16 protein-coding genes and 1 pseudogene are annotated in these 21,625 nt (G+C 45.3%); 9 read left to right on the top strand and 8 right to left on the bottom strand.

From position 1 onward, the window contains the following. Window positions 1–92: 92 nt before the first annotated feature. On the bottom strand, window positions 93–2,108 hold the full coding sequence (gene tkt, locus QUA42_RS01420; protein WP_333134435.1) for a transketolase: 2,016 nt from the start codon (window positions 2,106–2,108) through the stop codon (window positions 93–95). A 34-nt stretch (window positions 2,109–2,142) separates the two neighbouring features. Here tkt and QUA42_RS01415 point away from each other — a divergent pair, with 34 nt between their 5' ends. After that, complete coding sequence (locus QUA42_RS01415; RefSeq protein WP_333068296.1) at window positions 2,143–2,280, top strand: hypothetical protein; 138 nt, start codon at window positions 2,143–2,145, stop codon at window positions 2,278–2,280. Here the strand turns inward: QUA42_RS01415 and QUA42_RS01410 are convergent. Then, window positions 2,269–2,532 (bottom strand): hypothetical protein, encoded by a 264-nt coding sequence (locus tag QUA42_RS01410; protein ID WP_333134433.1) that lies wholly within the window; start codon window positions 2,530–2,532, stop codon window positions 2,269–2,271. The two genes, QUA42_RS01415 and QUA42_RS01410, sit on opposite strands and share 12 nt — an antisense overlap. Window positions 2,533–2,589: 57 nt before the next feature. Here QUA42_RS01410 and lysS point away from each other — a divergent pair, with 57 nt between their 5' ends. After that, window positions 2,590–4,143 carry a lysine--tRNA ligase gene (gene lysS, locus QUA42_RS01405; RefSeq protein ID WP_333134431.1) on the top strand — a complete coding sequence of 518 codons (1,554 nt, stop codon included), beginning with the start codon at window positions 2,590–2,592 and terminating at the stop codon, window positions 4,141–4,143. Between the two features lie 111 nt (window positions 4,144–4,254). Here the strand turns inward: lysS and QUA42_RS01400 are convergent, their stop codons facing one another. The 5 genes from QUA42_RS01400 to QUA42_RS01380 all read right to left on the bottom strand — a co-directional run bounded on the left by QUA42_RS01400 (window position 4,255) and on the right by QUA42_RS01380 (window position 8,980). Further along, window positions 4,255–4,854 carry a TerD family protein gene (locus QUA42_RS01400; RefSeq protein WP_333134430.1) on the bottom strand — a complete coding sequence of 200 codons (600 nt, stop codon included), beginning with the start codon at window positions 4,852–4,854 and terminating at the stop codon, window positions 4,255–4,257. Window positions 4,855–4,935: 81 nt separating this feature from the next. After that, window positions 4,936–6,390 carry a TerD family protein gene (locus tag QUA42_RS01395; protein ID WP_333134428.1) on the bottom strand — a complete coding sequence of 485 codons (1,455 nt, stop codon included), beginning with the start codon at window positions 6,388–6,390 and terminating at the stop codon, window positions 4,936–4,938. A 99-nt stretch (window positions 6,391–6,489) separates the two neighbouring features. Then, on the bottom strand, window positions 6,490–7,062 hold the full coding sequence (locus tag QUA42_RS01390) for a TerD family protein (protein ID WP_333134426.1): 573 nt from the start codon (window positions 7,060–7,062) through the stop codon (window positions 6,490–6,492). Window positions 7,063–7,116: 54 nt separating this feature from the next. After that, window positions 7,117–7,650: a peptide deformylase gene (gene def, locus QUA42_RS01385; RefSeq protein ID WP_333134425.1), complete on the bottom strand. Its 534-nt coding sequence runs from the start codon at window positions 7,648–7,650 to the stop codon at window positions 7,117–7,119. A gap of 82 nt (window positions 7,651–7,732) precedes the next feature. Further along, window positions 7,733–8,980: an HhoA/HhoB/HtrA family serine endopeptidase gene (locus QUA42_RS01380; protein WP_333134423.1), complete on the bottom strand. Its 1,248-nt coding sequence runs from the start codon at window positions 8,978–8,980 to the stop codon at window positions 7,733–7,735. A 206-nt stretch (window positions 8,981–9,186) separates the two neighbouring features. On the opposite strand from QUA42_RS01380, the gene dnaA reads away from it, so the two are divergent. Both dnaA and dnaN read left to right on the top strand, forming a co-directional pair. Then, window positions 9,187–10,557 (top strand): chromosomal replication initiator protein DnaA, encoded by a 1,371-nt coding sequence (gene dnaA / locus QUA42_RS01375; protein WP_333134421.1) that lies wholly within the window; start codon window positions 9,187–9,189, stop codon window positions 10,555–10,557. A 569-nt stretch (window positions 10,558–11,126) separates the two neighbouring features. Next, window positions 11,127–12,266, top strand: coding sequence for a DNA polymerase III subunit beta (dnaN, locus tag QUA42_RS01370; protein WP_333034715.1), 1,140 nt, complete (start codon window positions 11,127–11,129; stop codon window positions 12,264–12,266). Window positions 12,267–12,483: 217 nt separating this feature from the next. On the opposite strand, the gene QUA42_RS01365 is transcribed toward dnaN, so the two are convergent. Next, entirely contained in the window at window positions 12,484–13,923 is a 1,440-nt protein-coding gene (locus tag QUA42_RS01365; RefSeq protein ID WP_333134419.1) for an ATP-binding protein, read from the bottom strand. A gap of 984 nt (window positions 13,924–14,907) precedes the next feature. Here QUA42_RS01365 and QUA42_RS01360 point away from each other — a divergent pair. The 5 genes and pseudogenes from QUA42_RS01360 to QUA42_RS01340 all read left to right on the top strand — a co-directional run bounded on the left by QUA42_RS01360 (window position 14,908) and on the right by QUA42_RS01340 (window position 21,326). After that, entirely contained in the window at window positions 14,908–15,987 is a 1,080-nt protein-coding gene (locus tag QUA42_RS01360) for a permease (RefSeq protein ID WP_333134417.1), read from the top strand. Window positions 15,988–16,140: 153 nt separating this feature from the next. Beyond that, window positions 16,141–16,929: a TIGR03943 family putative permease subunit gene (locus QUA42_RS01355; RefSeq protein WP_333134415.1), complete on the top strand. Its 789-nt coding sequence runs from the start codon at window positions 16,141–16,143 to the stop codon at window positions 16,927–16,929. Between the two features lie 182 nt (window positions 16,930–17,111). Beyond that, on the top strand, window positions 17,112–18,488 hold the full coding sequence (locus tag QUA42_RS01350) for an oligosaccharide flippase family protein (protein ID WP_333134413.1): 1,377 nt from the start codon (window positions 17,112–17,114) through the stop codon (window positions 18,486–18,488). A gap of 650 nt (window positions 18,489–19,138) precedes the next feature. After that, window positions 19,139–19,327 (top strand): annotated as a pseudogene (locus tag QUA42_RS01345) (transposase family protein); the annotation flags it as partial. Between the two features lie 433 nt (window positions 19,328–19,760). Then, window positions 19,761–21,326: a hypothetical protein gene (locus QUA42_RS01340; RefSeq protein WP_333134411.1), complete on the top strand. Its 1,566-nt coding sequence runs from the start codon at window positions 19,761–19,763 to the stop codon at window positions 21,324–21,326. Window positions 21,327–21,625: the final 299 nt, after the last annotated feature.

Genomic DNA, 21,625 nt, shown 5'->3' with positions numbered 1-21,625 from the left:
ATCCGTCGAGCGAATCCGTTGCCAAACTTCCTTCTGCTATAAAAAATGGGGCGAGCTCGAAGCCCGCCCCACCAAAATTTATGCTGCTGCTATTAACCCAACAGCGCCTGAGCCTTAGCTACCACATTATCAACGGTGTAGCCAAACTTTTCTAAAGCAACGGGGCCCGGTGCAGAAGCGCCGAATCTGTCAATACTGAGGCTATCGCCTTCAGAACCCAAATAACGTCCCCAGCCGAAGCTAGAACCTGCTTCAACGGCCAACCGCTTAGTAACAGCTTTCGGCAGTACAGATTCACGGTAAGCGGCATCTTGTAAGTCAAACAATTCCCAGCAAGGCATCGAAACTACGCGCACTTTATTACCTGCGGCGCGCAATTTTTCAGCCGCATCAACGCAGAGGTATGTTTCGCCACCAGTGCCGATTAAAATGATGTCGGGAGTGCCGCCGTCGTCGGACAAAATGTAAGCGCCTTTGGCTGTTCCTTCGATCGAGCTTCCAGCCAAGTTAGGCAAGTTTTGGCGCGACAAAGCCATTAAAGTTGGGCGGGTGCGGCTTTCAACTGCCACTTTGTAAGCGCCGGATGTTTCATTACCATCCGCAGGGCGCATTACCAACAAATCGGGAATTACTCGCAGAGAAGCGATGGTTTCCACGGGTTGGTGAGTGGGGCCGTCTTCGCCCAAGGCTACGGAGTCGTGAGTCATTACATAAATAACTCCAGCTTCCGAGAGTGCAGAGAGGCGAATTGCTCCCCGCATATAGTCAGCAAATACCAAGAAAGTAGCGCAGTAAGGAATTAAACCGCCGTGCAGAAGCATACCGTTGGCGATCGCACCCATGCCGTGTTCTCGCACACCAAAGCGCAGGTTACGTCCTTCGTACTGACCTTTTTGGAAGTCTTTTTCACCCTTGAGCAAAGTCATGTTAGAAGATGCCAAGTCAGCGGAACCGCCGATTAGTTCAGGTAACACACTTGCCAAAGCATTCAAACATTTTCCAGAATGATTCCGAGTCGAATCGGCCTTATCTTCTGCCTTGTATGTCGGCAAAACTTTATCCCAACCTTCAGGAAGTTTGCCGGCAACTGTGCGCTCATATTCTGCTGCTTCTGCAGGATATGCTGCTTTATAAGCATCAAAAGTTTTCTGCCATTCTTGCTCAGATTGAGCGCCACGTTCGACTGCTTTGCGGAAGTGTGACAAAGCATCATCAGGAATTTCAAACGGTGCGTGTTCCCACTTCAAGAAATCGCGAGTTGCTTGCACTTCATCGCTACCCAAAGCAGCGCCGTGAGCACTGTAGGAATTGCGCTTGTTTGGAGAACCATAACCAATGATGGTACGGACTTTAATCATGGACGGTTTGTCCGTGACTTTTTTGGCTTCTTCAATAGCTTTGTGAACTGCTTCTAGGTTAGTATCTTCGTCTAGAGCGGTATTGTCTACTGTAATAACGTGCCAGTTGTATGCTTCAAAACGCTTGCCCACATCTTCAGTAAAGGCCAAGCTTGTGTCGCCTTCAATAGAAATGTGATTGTCATCGTACAAGGCAATTAATTTGCCGAGTCCGAGGTGTCCGGCCAAAGAACAAGCTTCCCCAGAAACGCCTTCCATGTGGCAGCCGTCACCCATGATGACATAGGTGTAGTGGTCAACAATTTTGTGGTCGGGCTTGTTAAACTTAGCAGCGAGGTGAGCTTCTGCCATTGCCAAACCGACGGCATTAGCAATTCCTTGTCCCAGGGGGCCTGTGGTAACTTCTACGCCTTCGGTGACGAAGTTTTCGGGGTGTCCGGGGGTTTTGGATTCCCACTGACGAAATTGTTTGATGTCGTCGAGGGTGACGCTATCGTAGCCAGTCAAATACATGAGGGCGTACTGTAGCATACAGCCGTGGCCGGCGGAGAGGACGAAGCGATCGCGATTAAACCACTTGGGGTTTTTGGGGTTGAACCGCATGAACCGATCCCACAGCACAAAAGCCATAGGGGCAGCGCCCATCGGCAGTCCCGGGTGTCCTGATTTTGCTTTTTCTACCGCATCGATGGCCAAAAAGCGGATAGAGTTGATGCAGAGTTCTTCGAGTGATTGGGTTGCAACAGCCATAATTCTGGTTTTTATACGTTAAGAGAGAGTGTGTGTGGTCGATTCTGACAGAGGTGCGATGAGCCGAGTTCGATCGCTCGCGTTTCTGCTGTTCAGTTTCTATGGAACTGCCGTGAGGCTGCACTACATATCATCTCACCAGTTGCGATCGACAGACAACTTAATTTTTTAATGTTTCGGTCGCTTTGTGCAGTTGATCGCAAATTTTTATCGGAGATATTTCTGGGGCGAGTGCGACTCTGTGCGATCGGGCTACGAGAGGGTGTAACTTATTATTTGGCAAATTGGCTCTCAAAGCCGCCCAGTTATGATAGAGTTTGGTGTTTCTGACATCTTGCAGCTTTGTCACGAACAGGCAAGATGCCTGTTCCACAAAGAGTGAATTTTCTTGTGGGGCGTTGCTCAAAGCAACGCCCGATCGCATGATCGCCAGAATAGTGCAAGATGTCAGATATTTGTAATTTTAATCAGGCAATAACTAATGACTCTCAGTGAAGCCGAAGTCCGCAGTCAAAAAGTAGACGAACTGCGATCGCAAGGCATAGAACCGTATCCCAGTGAATCCTACGCGCGATCGCACACAGCCCAACAAGTTCGCGAAATATTTAGTCAGCCGGGAAAAGAACTCGCAAACGGAGAAAGTGACCCCGAAGAAATTACCCTGCGATTAGCCGGGCGCATCACTTCCAAGCGAGACAGCGGCAAAATTGGTTTCATCGATTTAAAAGACGCCACAGACAAAATTCAACTCAAAATCGAGAAAGCAATCGTCACCGGCGAAGTCGGTTTGAGTTTTGAACAAATTAAAAAATTGCTCGATGTCGGCGATTTTGTCGGCGTCGAAGGTATCGGCTGCCGCACCCCCAGGGGAGAACTTTCTATTTTAGTGAGGGAATTAAAGCTTTTATCAAAAGCTACCATTCAATTTCCCGATTCTTATTATGGAATTAACGACCCCGAAGTTTGCCGCCGTCACCGCGAAATGGATTTGGCAAGCAACCAAGATGCGCTCAACCGTTTTATGCTTCGCAGCCGCATCGTCCAAAGCATCCGTTCCTATCTCTGGAAAGCAGATTTTTACGAAATAGAAACGCCGACACTGCAAGCTATTTACGGCGGTGCTGCTGCTAAGCCATTTATCACTCACCACAATGCTTTAGAGGTAGATTTGTATTTGCGAGTAGCTCCCGAATTATTCTTAAAAAGAGCAATTTGCGGCGGTTTCGAGCGAGTATTTGAACTAGGTAAAGCATTTAGAAATGAGGGAATTGACAGCACCCACAATCCAGAGTTTACCTCTTTAGAAGTTTACCAAGCTTATGCTGATGTTTTCGACATTTTAGGAGTTGTCGAAGACGTGATGTGTTTCGCAGCGGCGGCGGTATTTGGGGATGTCAAGGAAATTGAAAATCAGGGGGAAACGATTAGTTTAGAACGCAAGTTCGACTACAGCGAAAAATATCCCGGTTTCAGCGGCAAACACTGGCAAGTGAAAACGATGGTAGAAGCTGTCAGAGACGAGTTTGGACTCGATTTTGACAGTTTGGACTTGGAAAGTGCCATCGCCTCTGCAACCAAGCTAGAATTGCACCTGTCTAAGTTAGAACAACAGAGTTTAGGCTACGTGCTGTATGCAGTTTTTGACAAATTAGTTGTTCCCAAACTAATTCAACCTACATTCATCATCGACTACCCTGTTGAAGTCAGTCCCTTAGCAAAAGGACATCGCAGCAAGCCGGGATTTGTAGAACGTTTCGAGCTATTTATCAACGGTACAGAATACTCGAACGGCTTCTCAGAATTGAACGATCCGAAAGAGCAAAGAAAGCGGTTTGAGGAACAGTTAGCACAGAAAAATGCCGGCGATGACGAAGCGCATCCAATGGATGAAGATTTTATTCAAGCGCTATCTTTGGGAATGCCTAATTGTGCGGGAATGGGTATCGGCGTAGACAGATTGGTGATGCTTTTAACTAATACTCAAAGCATCCGCGATGCGGTGATGTTCCCGACAATGCGGCCGATTAAAGATTGATTCCAGGGGCTTTTTAAACCGCCGATGTCGGCGGATTAACACAGATAAACGCAGATGAAATTACATCTGCGTTTATCCGCGTTTATCTGCGGTTTAAAAACATCCTTCATATCACCGCATAAACGAACCGACAACACCGTTCATATCTTCAGCCAAAGGATTTCCCAAAGCCTTAAACTTCCACTCGCTGCCTTCTCGATAGACTTCTCCCATCAACATATTTAATTTTCCTTCATAAGATGGGTCATTAGACAAGCGATAGCGAGCGATTTCTTTCCCGGCGGCATCTACAGCTCTCACAAAAGCATTTTCTACCAGGCCGAAATGCTGTTTTCTCTCTTTTCCATCATAAATATTTACTCCCAAAATAATTTTTTGATATTCTCCTGGCAAAGAGTTCAATTTCACCAATATTTGTTCGTCGTCTCCGTCTCCAGCCCCCGTGAGATTGTCGCCTGAGTGAACAACTGTTTTGTCCTTTGACTCCAAATGAGAGTAATAAATTACATCCTCTTTGTAGTTCTTTATTTTGCCATTTTCTCCCAGCAGCATAGCGTAGGAATCTAAGTCAAAATTTGCACCGCTGCTTCGGCCGAAAAGACCTTTTTTAGCTTGTGCAACATCCCAGCCCAAAGCCATTGTCAGTCGGGACAAGTCGTATTCGCTTTTGCTGAGAACGATCGATTGTCCTTTTGTCAAGTTGATAGCCATAGTTTTGTGATTGTGTAAGGTTTATTGTGAAGTTGAATGATTGCCCTAAGCTAGCATTTTGTTTGCCGGCAAAAGCTGTTTCTAGGGTAAGAGATTTTTGAGTCGTGCTGATTTTACCCAATGCGGATATTCGGCGGTCAACAAATCGTATAATTCCTCATCGGCAATATGTTCCGGGTCTTCTAAACTGAAGAAATCGGCGTTGTCTAGGTAGCGAGCGCCCATTTCGTCAAGCTGTTCTAAAAAGGTAAAATCGCTTGCTACGGCTCTTGCTAACCACCCTCGAACTCCTTTACTTTTGACATCCTTCTGCGACTTGCCGATCGCCATAAACTGCCAAAATATCGGCTCATAGGACGACCATTGTAACTGCTGCTTGCTTTCCGATTCGTCCGCAGTTTCTCCATCAGTTACAAACATCACGTACACAGGTCTATCGGCTTTCATAGTTGCGTAGCGCCTGCTACCGCGAGCATCGGGAAAATAGAAGTTTCTAATTTCCTTCATCACTTTACCGTAGTAAGTACCTCCTTCTAAAGGATACTGTTGCAGTATATGGTGGATGAAGTTTGAGAAATTGTCGATCGACATTTCACCGGGATTGTGGGGGTTGACTCCAAACAGAAATATGTTGATCGATCCGTTGTCATCCAACCGACATCCCAAAGCCAAAATCTTCTCTGCCAAACGCTGAATTTTTCCGGAACTGTACAGCGAAGACATGGAACCCGAAATATCGAGGCAAAGCGCTACTTGAGCATTGTGATTTGTCAGATTTGCCTTTTTTAGCGATATATCCGCTTTCTTCGCTAGATTGAAAATGTGCGGCGCTTTCTCCTCAAGCTTTTTGTCTAATGCTATAGCTTTCTGACTTTTGTGGCTATCTTCACTAACTGGTAATTTAGGCAGTTCTACTGTACGTTGTGCTGGCTTTTCTTGCTGTTTAATCTCTGAATGATATTTGTCAACAAAACTCTGCAACCCTGCTTTATATCCTTGTCCTACGGCCTGAAATCTCCAAGCTGCATCTTTTTTATACAACCGTCCAAACTCGACTGCTGTTTCTTCAGAAAAACCTTCTGTTAAATCATAACGCGCTAGTTCGCTGCCGGTTTGGCGATCGTACAATCGGATAAAAGCATTACTGATTTGGCTGAAATTTTGATGTTTAGCGTGTCCGTCGTGAATCGTCACAACAAAAACCATTTCCTCAACAGCAGCCGTTACCTTTTCTAAGTCTACATAAATTGTCTCGTCATCCCCTTGAGTTTGACCAGTTTTATTATCTCCCGAATGGGCGATCGCTCCGTCCGGCGACTGCGAGTTATTGTAAAATACAAAGTATCTTTCATCGGGAATTTTGCCCTCAGAACCTAATGCAAAAACTGAGGCATCGATATCGCAGCTTTGCGGGTTTGAGTCGGATAAATTTAGTTGAGTTGCTATTTCCCAACCCAGGGCGATCGCAACTTTTGTTAAACTAGGAGATGTTTTAGAAAGATTAAATCTTTCACCTTTCTTTAATTGAATGCCCATCTGGTTTATCACCTCATGAGTCTGATTGCTTAAAATCGAGGGAAACATTCCTGCTTCCGAATTTCCCCTCGATTTATTTAGCTAGGAGCGATCACCCTTTTATCCGGCATATTTGTCTACAAAGCTTTGCAAGCCGGAATTGTAGCCTTGTCCTACAGCTTGGAACCTCCACTCGCCGTCTTTCTTGTAAAGTCTGCCAAATTCTACCGCTGTCTCCCTAGAAAAATCCTCGTCCAAATCGTACTTCGTTACCTCTGTGTTAGTAGTAGTGTCGTAAATCCTGATAAAAGCATTCCGCACTTGACCGAAGTTTTGCCTTCTCGATTCTGCTTCGTGGATAGTTACCACAAACACAATTTCTTGCACCGCCGGATCGACTTTTGTTAAATCGACTGTAACGGTTTCATCATCGCCAAATCCTTCTCCAGTTCTGCTATCTCCCAGATGTATTACAGAAGTGTCCGGCGATTCCTTGTTGTTGTAGAAAACAAAGTATTGTTCGCCCGGAATTTTGCCAGTAGCTCCCAACATAAACACGGAAGCATCTAAGTCAAATGCTGCTCCGGTATCTGTAGCATTGATATCCCATCCCAAACCAATTCCGGCATTTTTTAGCCCTGGTGCTTCTTTAGAGAGATTGATTCTCCCGCCTTTTTCCAAATTGATAGACATTCGCCCTCCTATTCACAACATCACTGGCGTTACTACTAGCAATTATATCAAGTGTTATAGTAAGTTGACAATTTGCTTTTGGTACTCGTCCTCTGTGATTAGTTCGTGGGTATTTTCCACTCTGTCTAAAAACACGATTCCATCTAAATGGTCGTGTTCGTGTTGAAAAATTCGGGCCACAAAGTCTGTCAATTCTTGTCGGTGGAGTTTGCCGTCTCTACTGGTGTATTCTATCTCGATCGCCCTACTTCTGGGCACCAATCCCCGAATCCCCGGAATGCTCAAACAGCCTTCCCAGTCTTTGACTGTCTCTGTTGATGCAGCCACAATCCGGGGATTAATCATCGCTGTGGGCTCCATGTTGGGTGCTTGGGGATAGCGCAGGTTGGGGCGCGATGCGACGATGAACAGGCGATCGGACTGAGCCGCTTGAGGGGCGGCAATCCCCACTCCGTTTGCCTGCTGTACGGTAAATATTAAGCTGTCAATCAACTTTTGGATGCGATCGTCCTTAATATTCTCGACAACTTGCGACGTGCGACGCAGCACGGGATTTCCTAATTGCGATATTTGTAATATTTCTGCCATATTAATTACTGATTGGTCATTTGTAATTGCTAATTGGTATTTGGTAACAACTGTCAACTGTCAACTGTCAACTGTCAACTGATTATCCAACTTTTTGAACCGGCAAACTTCCAGGTTTAACAGTCAAATTAACTATTTGCCCGTTACGGTTAATTTCCATTTGCAATAGCCCGCCAACCTTAGCATTTTGCACGAACTCCTGAACAGCTTCCGACTGAATAATTGGCTGATTGTTAATTTTTTGAATCACATCTCCAGCCCGCAAACCTGCCGCTGCAGCAGGAGAATTAGGAACAACGCTAACAATAGCCACACCCCGATCGACTGCAACTCGCAGGCTGCTGTTAGCGTTGCTGTTAATTTGCTCCTTAACATCGGGAGTCAGGGTGGCCATTTCAATGCCTAAATAAGCGTGTTCGACTTTCCCCGTCGTAATCAGTTCCTTCGCCACCTGTTGGGCCGCCTGAATGGGAATCGCAAACCCCAATCCTTGAGCACCTTGAATAATCGCCGTATTCATGCCAATAACTTGGCCCGAAGCATTCAGCAGCGGACCGCCGGAATTCCCCGGATTAATTGCAGCGTCTGTTTGAATAAAACCGATCCGCTTGTCGGGGACGCCCACGTCAGAGCTCGATCGTCCCGTAGCGCTAATAATTCCCGCAGTTACGGAATTGTCCAAACCCAAAGGATTACCGATTGCGATCGCCCATTCCCCAGGCAACAGCTTATCCGAATTGCCGATCGCCACTACAGGCACATTATTCGCCTCAATCTTCACCACAGCCACATCCGTCACCTTATCAGCCCCCAACACCTGCCCCTGAAAGCTGCGGCCGTCCTTGAGAGTTACATTTACCGTATCGGCTCCCTCTACAACGTGAGCGTTAGTGAGAATCAGGCCGTCGGCACCGATGACAAAACCCGAACCAGTACCCCGTTCGATCCCGCCCCGGCCCCCCGAATTCGGTTCTCTGCCAAAAAAATCTTCCGGCGACAGCCCTCTATTTCCCGCTTTCACCCGGCGCGAAGCATCGATCCGAACCACTGCCGGGCCAACTTTTGCCACCGCAGCCACAATAAAATTCACATTAGCCGCGTCGCCTGACAAGGAAACCGGCGGCAAGACTTTGCTAACTCGATCCTTTTCCTTTGTATTAGGAGGCAGTTGCAATTTCGGTTCCAGCGCCCTTTGTCCCGAATCGCCAGAATTTCCACGAAATTGAGAAACCGTCAGACGATCGCCCAACATGGCGGCCCCGGCTCCCGTTACCAGCAGCAATATGTAAATTGCCGGTTGCTTCCAAAATTTGCCAGTAGAACTCTTCATGGCCATGTTTTAAGGCTTTCCTGCCAAATCTAAATATTTGCTGAACAGCTCCCCGATACCTGGTTTGGGCTGCAGAGCCGCCAAATTTTTGGGCGATGGCGTCCCGCCCCGCAAGCTACGGCAGACTCCCTTAAACTTTAGCATCTGAGGACTAAACTCTCTAGAGTAGAATTAATATCTTGAATGCCGATCGGCAGAGGTGAGCGATGGAAATTCCCCTCGAAAGTCTGTGGAATCAGATACTTGAACGTCTCCAGGTACAACTGAGCAGACCTAGCTTTGAGACGTGGATCAAAACTGCCAGGGCCGAACAACTCGAAAATAACTGTTTGATCGTCAGCGCCCCCAACCCCTTTGCTCGCAATTGGTTGCAAAAATATTACAGAGAAATCCTTGCCGATGCAGTCGCAGAAATTCTCGGCTATCCCGTAGAGATTTACTTGACAATTGCCGGGGGAAACGAAACAGGCGGCAGCAGCGACTCGGCCATAATTTGGCCCTCCCCCATCGCCGAGATCCCGGAAAGCCACTCGCTGCACCCCCCCAAACCCGCCAATTTAAACCCAAAATACCTATTTTCCCGCTTTGTCGTCGGTTCTAACAACCGCATGGCTCACGCGGCCTCCCTCGCGGTAGCCGAGTCGCCGGGCCGAGAATTCAATCCCCTATTTTTGTGCGGAGGCGTCGGTTTGGGCAAAACTCATTTGATGCAGGCGATCGGTCATTATCGCTTGGAAATTGACCCCAACGCCAAGATTTTTTACGTTTCTACTGAGAAATTTACTAACGATTTAATCGCCGCCATTAGGAAAGATAGTATGCAAACTTTCCGCGACCATTATCGGGCCGCAGATGTTTTATTAATAGATGACATCCAATTTATTGAAGGCAAAGAATACACTCAAGAAGAATTTTTTCACACTTTTAATACGTTGCACGAAGCGGGGAACCAAGTAGTTTTAGCTTCTGACCGTCCGCCACAGCAAATCCCCCGCCTACAAGAGCGTTTGTGTTCACGATTTTCGATGGGATTAATTGCCGACATTCAATTGCCAGACTTGGAAACTAGGATGGCAATTTTGCAGAAAAAAGCTGAGTATGAAAATATGCGGCTGCCGCGAGATGTGATTGAATACATTGCTTCTAGTTACACTTCCAACGTTCGGGAATTGGAAGGTGCTTTGATTCGGGCGGTAGCATATCTTTCAATTACTGGTTTGCCGATGACCGTGGAAAATATCGCCCCGGTTTTGAACCAGCAAACTGAAAGCTTAGAGGCGACGCCAGATGCAGTAATTGCAGTTGTGGCTGAAGAGTTTGATGTTTCTGTGGAAGATTTGAAAGGCATTTCTCGCAGGCGAGAAATTAGTCTGGCCCGTCAAGTAGGGATGTATTTAATTAGGCAGCATACTGGTTTGAGTTTGCCAAAGGTGGGCGAAGTGTTCGGCGGCAAAGATCACACGACTGTGCTTTACAGTTGCGACAAAATTGCTCAGTTGCGGAACACTGACCCGAATTTGGCTCAAACTTTGCGTCAGTTGAGCGATCGAATTAATGTTGTCAGCCGCAAAACTTGAGAAGAAGTCAGTTGTCAGTTGTCAGTTGTCAGTTGTCACACCCATGACTCTATGCAGCGATTTCCAGTCCGCATCATCGAAGGGGTAACTCTCCGATAACAGACAATCTCTATGCGTAGCAGCTTGCCTGTGGAAAAACCTGTGGAAAAGTTGCCTTCCGTTTGTGGAAAACTTTAGTCGATCGCCGGAAACAGCTTTTGCACAAAAAAGGGTGATCGACCGCACCAGCTTTTCCACAAGTTTTCCACAGGTATTTATTACCTATAAGTGTCGCCCAGCAAGCAGTTAGCTTTTTTTTCCACAGTTTCCACAGGGCGATCGATACAAAAATAATTCAATAAATTAAAAAAAACTGGTGATCCCTACACACCCTACACAGATAGTTCACTACGGGCGCTAACCTTAGAAACCGGGTTTCTTGGAATATTTCTCGTTTTTACAGACAAAATTTTGCGTAGAAACCGGGAATAAGCGCCCAGGCTTAAGCCCTGACAGAGAAAAACCGACCCGCCGGCTTTCTGTGATACGATTTGTTTCTGTTTCAAATCCGGTTAATTAACCTTCCTACCATGAAATTGGTTTGCACCCAAAGTGACCTCAACGCCAACCTCTCGTTGGTAAGTCGGGCCGTTCCCTCCCGCCCGACACATCCGGTACTCGCCAACGTGCTCTTAGTAGCGGATGAGGAAAATCAGCGGGTTAGCTTGACAGCTTTCGATCTCAGTTTGGGCATTCGTACCAGCTTCGCAGCAGAAGTAACAGGCGGCGGCAGTTTTACCATACCCGCTAAATTACTCAACGATATTGTTTCGAGACTCCCAGATGGAGAGATTACTTTAGAAGACGAAGCGGGGGACACCGTAGCATATCTCACTTGCAGTTCTGGCAGCTACCAAGTTAGAGGCATGGGCCCGGAAGAATTCCCAGAATTGCCCGCCATCGAAGGCGGAACAATCCTCAAATTGCCACCGGAAGCCTTGATAGAAGGACTCAAAGGAACTTTATTTGCTACTAGCCCCGACGAGGCAAAACAGGTACTTGCAGGCGTGCATTTAAAGGTATTGCAAGATTGCCTGGAATTTGCAGCTACAGACGGCCACAGATTGGCAGTAGTTCAAACTGCAAATGAAAAAGCTGAAGGCGAAGAAACCCAAGAAGAATTTGAGGTGACAGTCCCCGCTAAAGCATTGCGGGAAGTAGAAAGAATGCTGGTGATGCGGCAGTGGACTGAACCTGTCACCCTGCATTTTGAACACGGTCAAGTAGTGTTTGAATGGGCAGACCAGCGGCTGACAACCCGCACCTTGGAAGGGCAATATCCCGCATATCGGCAGTTGATTCCGCCCTCCTTTGAGCGGCAAATTACCTTAGAAAGGCGATCGTTCTTAGCAGCAGTAGAAAGAATTGCCGTTTTTGCAGACCAAAAAAACAATATTCTCAAATGCAGCATCGACGAGGAGAATCAGGAAATTACTTTGTCTGTAGATGCTAAAGATGTTGGCTGTGGCAAAGAGTCAATGCCCGCACAGATTTCGGGAGATAGCATAGATATTGCTTTCAACGTGAAATACTTAATTGACATTTTGAAAACTGCTCAATCCCCCGAAATTCAACTGCAATTAAACGGTGCTTTAGCCCCCGTAATTTTTCAGCCTTTAGGCGGAGTTAATGCTACATTCTTGGTGATGCCAGTTCAGCTAAGAGCTTAAAAAGAGTCAGTAGTCATTAGTCAACAGTCACCGATGCTGCAACCGGAATTGATCTAATTCATCTGCGTTAATCGGTGTTGATCTGCCCTCATCTGCGGTTAAAAAAATATAATTTATCTGGCCGCAGATGACAAGGGATTGACCCTGATTCACGCAGATAAAGAGAAGAGAGATAGGAATAATTCCGATGCTAATAGCTTTGATATGACTTATTGCTTCAAATCAATGGCAACAAAATTTGAAATTCAGTACCTGTACCGGGCGTAGAATGCAAATTCAACTTGCCTTTATGCTTTTCCGTAACAATTTGATGGGTAATTGCCAACCCCAAACCGGTACCTTTCCCGGCCGGTTTAGTGGTGAAAAATGTCTCAAAAATCCGCCGCTGAATTTCTGGCGGAATTCCCGGTCCGTTATCAGCAATTCGGATGGCTATCCAAGCGTTATGTTGATTTTTTTCCGCTGCTTCTGGGCAGAAGTCGCCCTTTTGGCTGGCGGATGATAGCTGTTTGGCATTTTGTCGATCGCCCCTAACATAATTTTGAATTAATTCCGAATTCACGCAGTCTCCGTCAGAACTGTCTATTACCTCGGTTTCAATAGTAATCGCAGGCACAAAATCTTTTTCTTCTTTTACCTCTTCCAAAGCGTCGATCGCATTGCTGATGATATTCATAAATACCTGGCTCAACTGACCAGAGTAACACTTGACCAAAGGCAAATCTCCATAGTTTTTAACTACTTTAAACCCGTACTTGAGACGATTTTTCATAATTAGCAGCGTACTGTCAATACATTCATGGATGTTAGCTTGTTTCAAGTGGGTTTCGTCCATGTGGGAAAAGGTGTGCAGGCTGGTGACGAGTTCGGTCAGCCTCTGTGATGAAACTTTCATACTTTTGAGAATTTCCACCCAATCTTCTTGCAAAAAATCAAATTCTATGTGTTTTTTGAGTTGGTCAATTTTTTCGTTTTCACCGACAATGTGTTCGTAAGTAGACAGCAAGTCCATGATGTCTGTCGAATAGTTGGACAAAAAGCCTAGATTTCCGCTGATGCAGGTGACGGGATTTCTAATTTCGTGGGCGACTCCAGCTACCATCTGCCCCAAACTGGCTAGTTTTTCGGTTTGAATTAGTTGAGATTGAGTTTGCTGCCTCAGCAATTTTGTTGCTAGTTCATGAATGTTGGATTGGGCTACTAACAGTTCGTGCACGTCTAGCAAACTATAAGTTTGAGGCGAAACTTGAACCACAATCGGTTCGTAAAGCAGTTCTTTTGATCGCAACAGCGACTTCCTGGCTGCATCCACGATTAAAGTATTGCTGGGAAAAATTAAACTCTCAGTTTCGGCAAAGCGGTACAAAGCCCTCACAGGTCGCTTTAAAAATAATTCTCGCCCAAAAGGACGGCTGATAAATTCTAAAAATCTCCGCCGGGAAATCATACCGGCAAATTCACCTTGATGAGTGACAATGACTCCTGGTAACAGTGGATTAGCTTCTAACATCTGAGAAATTCGCATTCCCCAATCCGTAGCTTCTACCTGAAAATCGTAAAGCGACAATTGTTGGAGAGTAGAGTCTAAACAAAGTTCTCCTAGGTCAGCCTCGGAGATGGGTTGCACGGGTCTTTCTACGCAGGAGGTATTCAACATAAATTTATCAGCACGCTTTTTTGGGTTCTATTTGCCAGCAGACATTCAGCTACCAAAGGTCAACAGGTGAGTTGTTGAGTGTTTTGACCGGCATCCCCCTGGCACACTGCATTTTAAATTACACAAAAAACTGACTGTAGCAAGGAAAATTTTACCACTTAAAGTATTAGGCAAGATTGAGTATCACCGAGATAAATGCGCCCTGGTAATTATACCTGAGTTTATTTTATACTGACTTGAGCGGTATTAGCGCTTGGTTCAACTATTTAACTATTCATTAACCTTAAGTTATTTTCTTAACCTTTTGTTAATAAAATATTAGCCTGAGAAATATAATTGATTGATAATAGAAGAAAATCGGAATTCCCCGCTCGCCAACACGATGCACCCGTCAGCAGACAAGTTAAAAGCCTAAATTGGAGCGATCGCGTCCCTGAGTTTTAGCTCGCTAAGGGCGATGGCGGGACGCCTTGCCAGCTAGGGCATTTGAGGCGATTTCATCCCATCTCCCCGATCCGGTACTCGCAACCCCCGTAACGCTCAGCCAGCGACACACCTGCCAGTGCGTCCCCTATATGTTTGTAGTGAAAACTAAAGTCATCGCTACAAACCAATTTTTTAGCGATCGTCATATAAAACAGTTAGCCTCGCCGGCAATCTGCAAAATCTGCCTTGGCAGTGGTTCTACAATCAACCATTGTTAACCCAAAGATCCATCAAATCGGCGACGGTTGGCCTAGTCAATTATTGATTGGCTGTACGAGGCGGATATCAATAAAAATTAAGTCAAATTAAAACAAGTTTTACCATTCCAAATCATTCAAAGCATCAGCATTAATTAAATTAGAAGCTCTACAAAATATAACAAAAAAAAAGGCAAAAAAAAATTAACTGGATCTTAACTTAGTGCTATGCTTTGGTATGATCTACAAGGAGTTCAACCAAAGACGTATAGCTAAATAGCAATCTACCAGTAGGTGATCGATGCAACCCGGTCTAACGAATCAGTTAAACAATGCTTTTACCCTTTTTCTCAGCTTGTTAGTAGAAGCAATACCTTTTCTGCTGCTCGGAGTTTTATTTTCAGGTTTGCTGCTGGGGTTTGTAGACGAACGCAAACTCGTATCGCGCATCCCGCGAAACCCGCTGCTGGCGGCTTTGATGGGCAGTTTGATCGGCTTTTTGTTTCCCGTGTGCGAGTGCGGTAACGTGCCCGTAGCGCGCAGGTTACTGATGCAGGGAGTGCCCGCACCAGCCGCGATCGGCTTTTTGCTTGCGGCCCCCACCATCAACCCCGTGGTAATTTGGGCTACTTGGACGGCATTTCGGGATCAGCCAGAAATTGTAGTTTTGCGGGTGGTATTTTCTCTGTCTATAGCCACAATTATCGGCTGGGTGTTCAGCGCCCAAAAAGACTTGCGGCCTCTGCTGCAACCCTCTGTAGCCCGCGCGATTCCCCTGCCAAAACCAGAGTTTTCCGAAAAAGAACTCGTCCAAGCTAACACTCCGCTGCTGTTGCAGTCGGGAACATTTATGCTCGGTCAGCCGGGGGGGGTGGTGCCGATCGAATCTTTGCTACAAGACGACTGGAAGCCATTAAAAACAGGCCAAACAGAAAAAACCTCGAAACGTTCCTCAATGTTTCACCGCGTTTCTAAAGAGCGTCTGCGCCTGCTTTTAGATACTATGGTACAGGAGTTGCGCGAATTGGGAGGAGTGTTGATAATCGGAAGTGCGATCGCAGCCATCATTCAAGTTGGCGCCCCCCGCGAATTAATTCTCAACCTCGGCCAAGGCCCCGTTTCCTCGATTATAGCCATGCTGCTATTAGCGGCAGTCGTATCGATTTGTTCTACAGTAGATGCCTTTTTTGCACTGTCTTTTGCCTCCACATTTACCAGCGGTTCGCTGTTAGCATTTCTCGTTTTCGGTCCGATGATTGACCTCAAAGGTATCGGTTTAATGCTGTCAATTTTTAAAGGTAGAGCCGTATTTTACTTAATTGTCTTGGCAGCTCAGTTAACCTTTTTAATGACCCTCGCTGTTAACTTGCATTTAGGTTAATAAGTTAGCTAAAACCGACTACTAATACCATTTTCGCTTTGCGATTTTCTTCAATTCCCTTGCTCCCCCACACGGAAGTCACGAATATACAGAGAGGTGTTTTTTCTTTGCCATCTTCCCTATTCCTTCTTCCTTCCCAATCACTCTTAAAAAATGAATTTAAAAAAAATTAGCCCATTGCTGGACGCCCTAGCTATCTTAGGCTGGGGAATATTGCTCCTCAAATATTCGAGCACCGGCCAATTAAGCATTCTCATTCACCCCAATTACTTTGGCTTGACTCTAGCAGGAGGAATCGCCTTATTGGTTATTGGCGGTTTAAAAACTTGGGAACTCTTAAAACTCGATCGCACCACAAAGCAATCGCGGACATCAACAGCAAATAACTCTCTCAGAATCACAGAAGTTGAACACGTTACTTTGTTTCCCCCCAGTATCGGCAGCACCTTAATGTTGGGCGTCGCATTAATAGGTTTACTAACAACGCCACGCACATTTACCAGCCAGACAGCATTAGAACGAGGCCTCACCGAATCCCTGCCCATCACCAGACTGCAACCCCAAGAATTTCGCAATACTACAAAACCCGAACAGCGATCACTCGTCGAATGGGTGCGGCTGTTAAATTTCAACCCCGAACCGGATACATACAGAGGTCAAAAAGTCAAAGTTCAAGGATTTGTAATTCACCCCCCCAACATAGCAGAACAATATATGTGGATCGGGCGTTTTATCATTACTTGCTGCGCGGCAGACGCCTATCCGATAGGGTTGCCAGTAAAATTACCTATAGGTCAAAGCCGCGCCACCTTTGCGCCAGACATTTGGCTAGAAATAGAAGGAGAAACGATCGTAGAAGAACTGCAAGGCAAGCGCAAATTAATCATTCAAGCATCCTCCCTCAAACCAATTCCCCAGCCAAAAAACCCGTATGATTATTAATGTGGAGTAAGTATGAGATTAAATTGTACTTTTATTGCCAGATGGACTCTCCAGGCCCTTCCTCCGTATACAAATTAAGATACTGTACAGTCAGCTATAAAAGTGGCAACACCATCCTCTAGGAGTTGCCAAAAACAAATTCAGCAACTACACTCGTCATTAAGTAAATAAATTCTGAGTATATGTCATCAGGAAAAAAATTAGCTATCAAAGGTGCAGCCTGGACGATCGTCAGCTATGGAAGCAGTCAAATTATCCGATTTGGCAGCAACTTAATTTTGACGCGCCTGCTTTTGCCAGAACTATTTGGTCTGGTAGGTCTAGCCTACGTTTTCATCATAGGGATCAACTTATTTTCAGACATAGGTCTAGGCCCAAGCATCATCCAGAATAAGCGCGGGGAAGATCCTCTATTTCTCAACACCGCGTGGACAATGCAAGTCATTCGCAGCTTTTTCGTTTGGATTTCTTTGATTATAATTACCCAGCCGGTTGCGAGTTTTTATGGAGAGCCCCGTCTCCTGTGGTTGATTCCACTAATAGGTATAAATTCTTTAATAGGAGGCTTTAAATCCACTGCCACAGCCAGCCTAGAACGCCAAATGGCAGTGAAGGAAGTAGTAATTTTTGAGTTGGGTCAACAGATTTTTTCTACAATAGTGATGATTGTCTGGGCCTGGTTCGATCCCAGCATCTGGGCGATCGTTGCAGGCGGCTTTACTGGAGCTTTAATAGAGGTAGTATGGAGCCATTTTTTGATTCCCGGCAAGTCAAACCGCTTTGCTTGGGATAAAGAAGCAGCTAAAGAAATATTTTCTTATGGCAAATGGATATTTTTGTCTACGGCTTTGTTTTTCTTGTGTTCTCAAGCCGATAGACTCATCCTTGGGAAAATCTTTACTTTAACAATGTTGGGGATTTATGGCATAGCTTTTACTCTCGGCGATATGCCGCGCCAAATAATTATCGCCATTAGCAGCAGGGTGATTTTTCCCTCGATTTCTATGCTGGCAGAGTTACCCCGGGAGGAGTTGCGTGCGAAGATACTTAAGAACCGCAAGCTAATTCTAATACCATTAGCCGTAGGTTTAGCAATTTTTGTGAGCTTTGGAGATCAGTTAATTTTAATACTTTATCCGAAAGAGTATGTGGCGGCATCTTGGATGATGCCAATCTTGGCTTTAGGTATCTGGCACACCACCCTGCACAATATGATGGGTTCTTGTCTGCTAGCCGTAGGAAAGTCTCAGTACCAAGCTATGGGCAATCTGCTGACTTTTGTGAATCTATGTATAAGTATACCGCTGGCATACCACTTAAAAGGTAATTTAGGTGCCGTGATTGCTATAGCTCTCGGCGACCTTCCTACCTATGCAGTAATTAGCTACGGTTTGTGGAAAGAAGGACTAACTTGTTTTTTGCAGGATATTCAATTAACAGGGCTGTTTGTAGGGGTGCTGCTCATTATAATTTGGGGTAGAGTGGCTTTTGGTTTGGAGTTGCCCATCGATAAAATATCACCGATGGATTTAATCCCAATTAATCAACTGTTTCAGTAAACAAAAAGGAGTATCCGCTCAATAATCCGGGGTAAATCGCTCAACGATTCACCTCAAATGACGCAAAATCGTTTTTGAGTGGGTAGTCCGCCCCGAATTAGTAAGCGGATACAAAAAGGACATTGTATGTTATGCTATCATAAAATATAATCCGCAGAGTAGGGCTATTTATTTTTTTACAAATAGGGCTATTGCGAGAAATATCTCGCGTTGCCACGAGGCCTACTAAAATGATATTTTACCATAAAAGAAGTGGCATCATAAATTTATTCAAAGAAAACGAACAGCCGGAAAAAAACGCCAAAAAGTTTGCTGGGCTGTAGCAGACATTACATCAGTTGAATAATCTAAAAATCCCGAAAAATCCACAGCAAAAATAGAGAGACTCAGGTACACAATCAAGGTAAACGCATCTTAACTGGAACCCAAAATATGCTACAGTTAAAGCGGAATAATTTTCTATATAGTTTGTGGTAGCTAATTGGTGCTATCAATGGCAAGAGGTTTTAGTAAAACTGTAACTTCGCAATAAAAACAAATAGATTCATTGCCTGAGCGTGAATATTTTAACTGCCAGTTTTTTTAAAATTTTTGTCACTTTGAACGACTTAAGAATAGAAAGAAGTAAAGACGATTTGCTCAAATAATATATTATCGCGATTACGATTATAGCTATCATCAGCGGTGCAGACGGATGGGTGACAATAGAAGCCTATGGTAACGCCAAATATGAATGGTTAAAAAGCTTTATAGAATTACCGAATGGTATACCATCTCATAACACGTTTAGTCGAGTATTTTCTCGAATTGAACCGCCAATACTCCGGACAGTTTTTATATTGCCCAAGGGCTTATGCTCGCTAGACTTTGAGCCACTGTGGATAATTAAATCAATGTCAGCTCCACCCCTGATGCGGCATTTAATTCGACTTTTTTAGGCTCCTGGCCCCGCGTAAGCTTCTAGTCTCGTTCCAAAAACTGTCCGGAGTATGGAAAAATCTAAAATCTAAAACAGTCCTGGACGCAACTGGCACAATGGTAGTGCGATCGACGGTCGTCAATACCTCTCTCGATCGAGCAATTTTAAGCCATTACGCACCGTACAAGCTAAAATTTAAAATCTAAAATCTAAAATCAGTATACTTCGTTGCAGCCCTTTCGCCTGGTAAAAAAAAAACGGGTTTCTGGGGGCCGGGAGTGCATCTAGGACTGTAAAATTTAAGAGGGAAAATTTGGTAGTTAATTTTCAGCAGAAATAGGAGAGAAAGATTTGTGAGTATTTTTAACAAAAAAATTAATCCTTCACCCTTCGCTATTCTGCCATTCAAACAGCCGATCGACCGCACGGCCATCTTCCTCATGCTAGTGCTGAGCGTCTTAATCGGACTGCTGCTGCTGAGCGGCGATCGCACAGCACCCAGAGTGCGAGAATTTACCTGGGAAAATAAACAAATCGGCGCCGAAGATACCGGCTTTATCCTCACCTTCTTTCGGCCGATGAACCAGTCCACCGTCGAGGAAAACTTAAAGCTAGAACCCCCCCTCCCCGGTAAATTTAGTTGGGCTGGAAGACGCATGGCTTACACCCTAAAAGATCCAGCACCCTACGGCGTTACCTACACAGTCAAACTCGCCGGAGCAACCGACAAGTATTTCGGAGAAAACAACCAAAAAAAAGCAACGCCAATGCAACCGTTTAGCAGTTCCTTTCGCAGCCGCGATCGAGCTTTTGCTTACATCGGTGTCCAAGGCGAAACAGAAAGCAGATTAATGCTAGTCAATCTCACCAGCAGCGACTCGAAACCGATACCGCTGACTCCCAAAGATTTAGTCGTTACCGATTTTAAACCGTATCCTGACAGCGATCGCATTTTATTCTCCGCCACAGATCGATCAATCGCCCGTACTCGCGGCACTCTAAATCAAGAACTATTCACAGTCACCACCGGCCTCAACCCCCAATCGGACTCAGGAACTCAACAAAAATACCCAGCCGGTAGAATCGACAAAATCTTAGACTCCAAAGATTACCAAAACCTCAAATTCGACCTCTCAGCCGACGGAAAAATCATAGTTGTCCAGCGCGTCAACCGCAGCAATCCCGGCGATTTCAGTCCTTGGATTGTGGAAGAAAAAGTGCCACCCCGACCGTTGGAAAATGAACAAGGCGGAGATTTTATGATTCGCCCCGATAGCAAATCGATGGTAATATCTCAAAAACAAGGATTAGCGATCGTCCCCCTCAAACAGGAAGCAGACCCAGTAGAATTTTTGCCAAAATACGAACAAGTATTGGGTATGGCCCGCGACAACTCCGCTGCCGCCTATGTTAAATACAACAGCGACTTTACTCGATCGCTTTTCATCTTAGATAACCAAGGTGTAGAACAAGAAATATTGCGTATTCCCGGCAGCATTATGGCCGTTTATTTCGACCCCCGCAAAAACCAAGACAACCAAGTTCAGCGCCTCTACTGTTTGTTAGCCCAACGCCTCAAAACAGAAAGCTACAAAGAACAGCCTTTCATCGCCACCATCGACCTCAAAAAAGAGGGTACTCGTTTGGTAGGAACCATCAAACCGCTGCTGATTTTGCCCAACCAATTAGATACCCAAATCAGTTTATCTCCTGACGGGCTGGCATTAATTTTCGACCAATCAGTCACAGCAGCAACTCCCTCAGTAGCAGACAGTCCCCGCAACGATAGTGGACAGTCGATCGCCACCAGCCGCCTCTGGCTGCTACCCTTAGTAGAAATATCGGCAGACGGTTCTCCCGCAAAACTACAGCCAGAAGAACTTCCCTTTGCCGGCTATCACCCCCGGTGGCTCCCCTAAATCGATTTTAGATTTTAGATTTTAGATTGACCGATATAGTTCAGTTGACAGTTGACAGTTGACAGTTGACCTGTGATCGCGGCCTCTACCTGGAAAGAAGAGGATTGGAGTAATGAATAGTCTTCTTTTAATTTCTCCCGATCAGGGAGAGGCTTTAAACCAATTTAATCTGGTAAACATCAATAGGGTAAGGTGCGCCCATAAACACCAAGCGTTGAAATATGCGCGGTGCACACCCTACTTTTACTAAATTGATTGGAAATTTGAAATTTGAGATTTTTGATTGGAAATTGAGTTGA

Source organism: Microcoleus sp. Pol11C2 (genome assembly GCF_036701505.1).
In the GTDB taxonomy this organism is placed as follows: domain Bacteria; phylum Cyanobacteriota; class Cyanobacteriia; order Cyanobacteriales; family Microcoleaceae; genus Microcoleus.
Note: the sequence above shows the minus strand (reverse complement) of the source record. Positions and strands in the feature narration are given on the sequence as shown.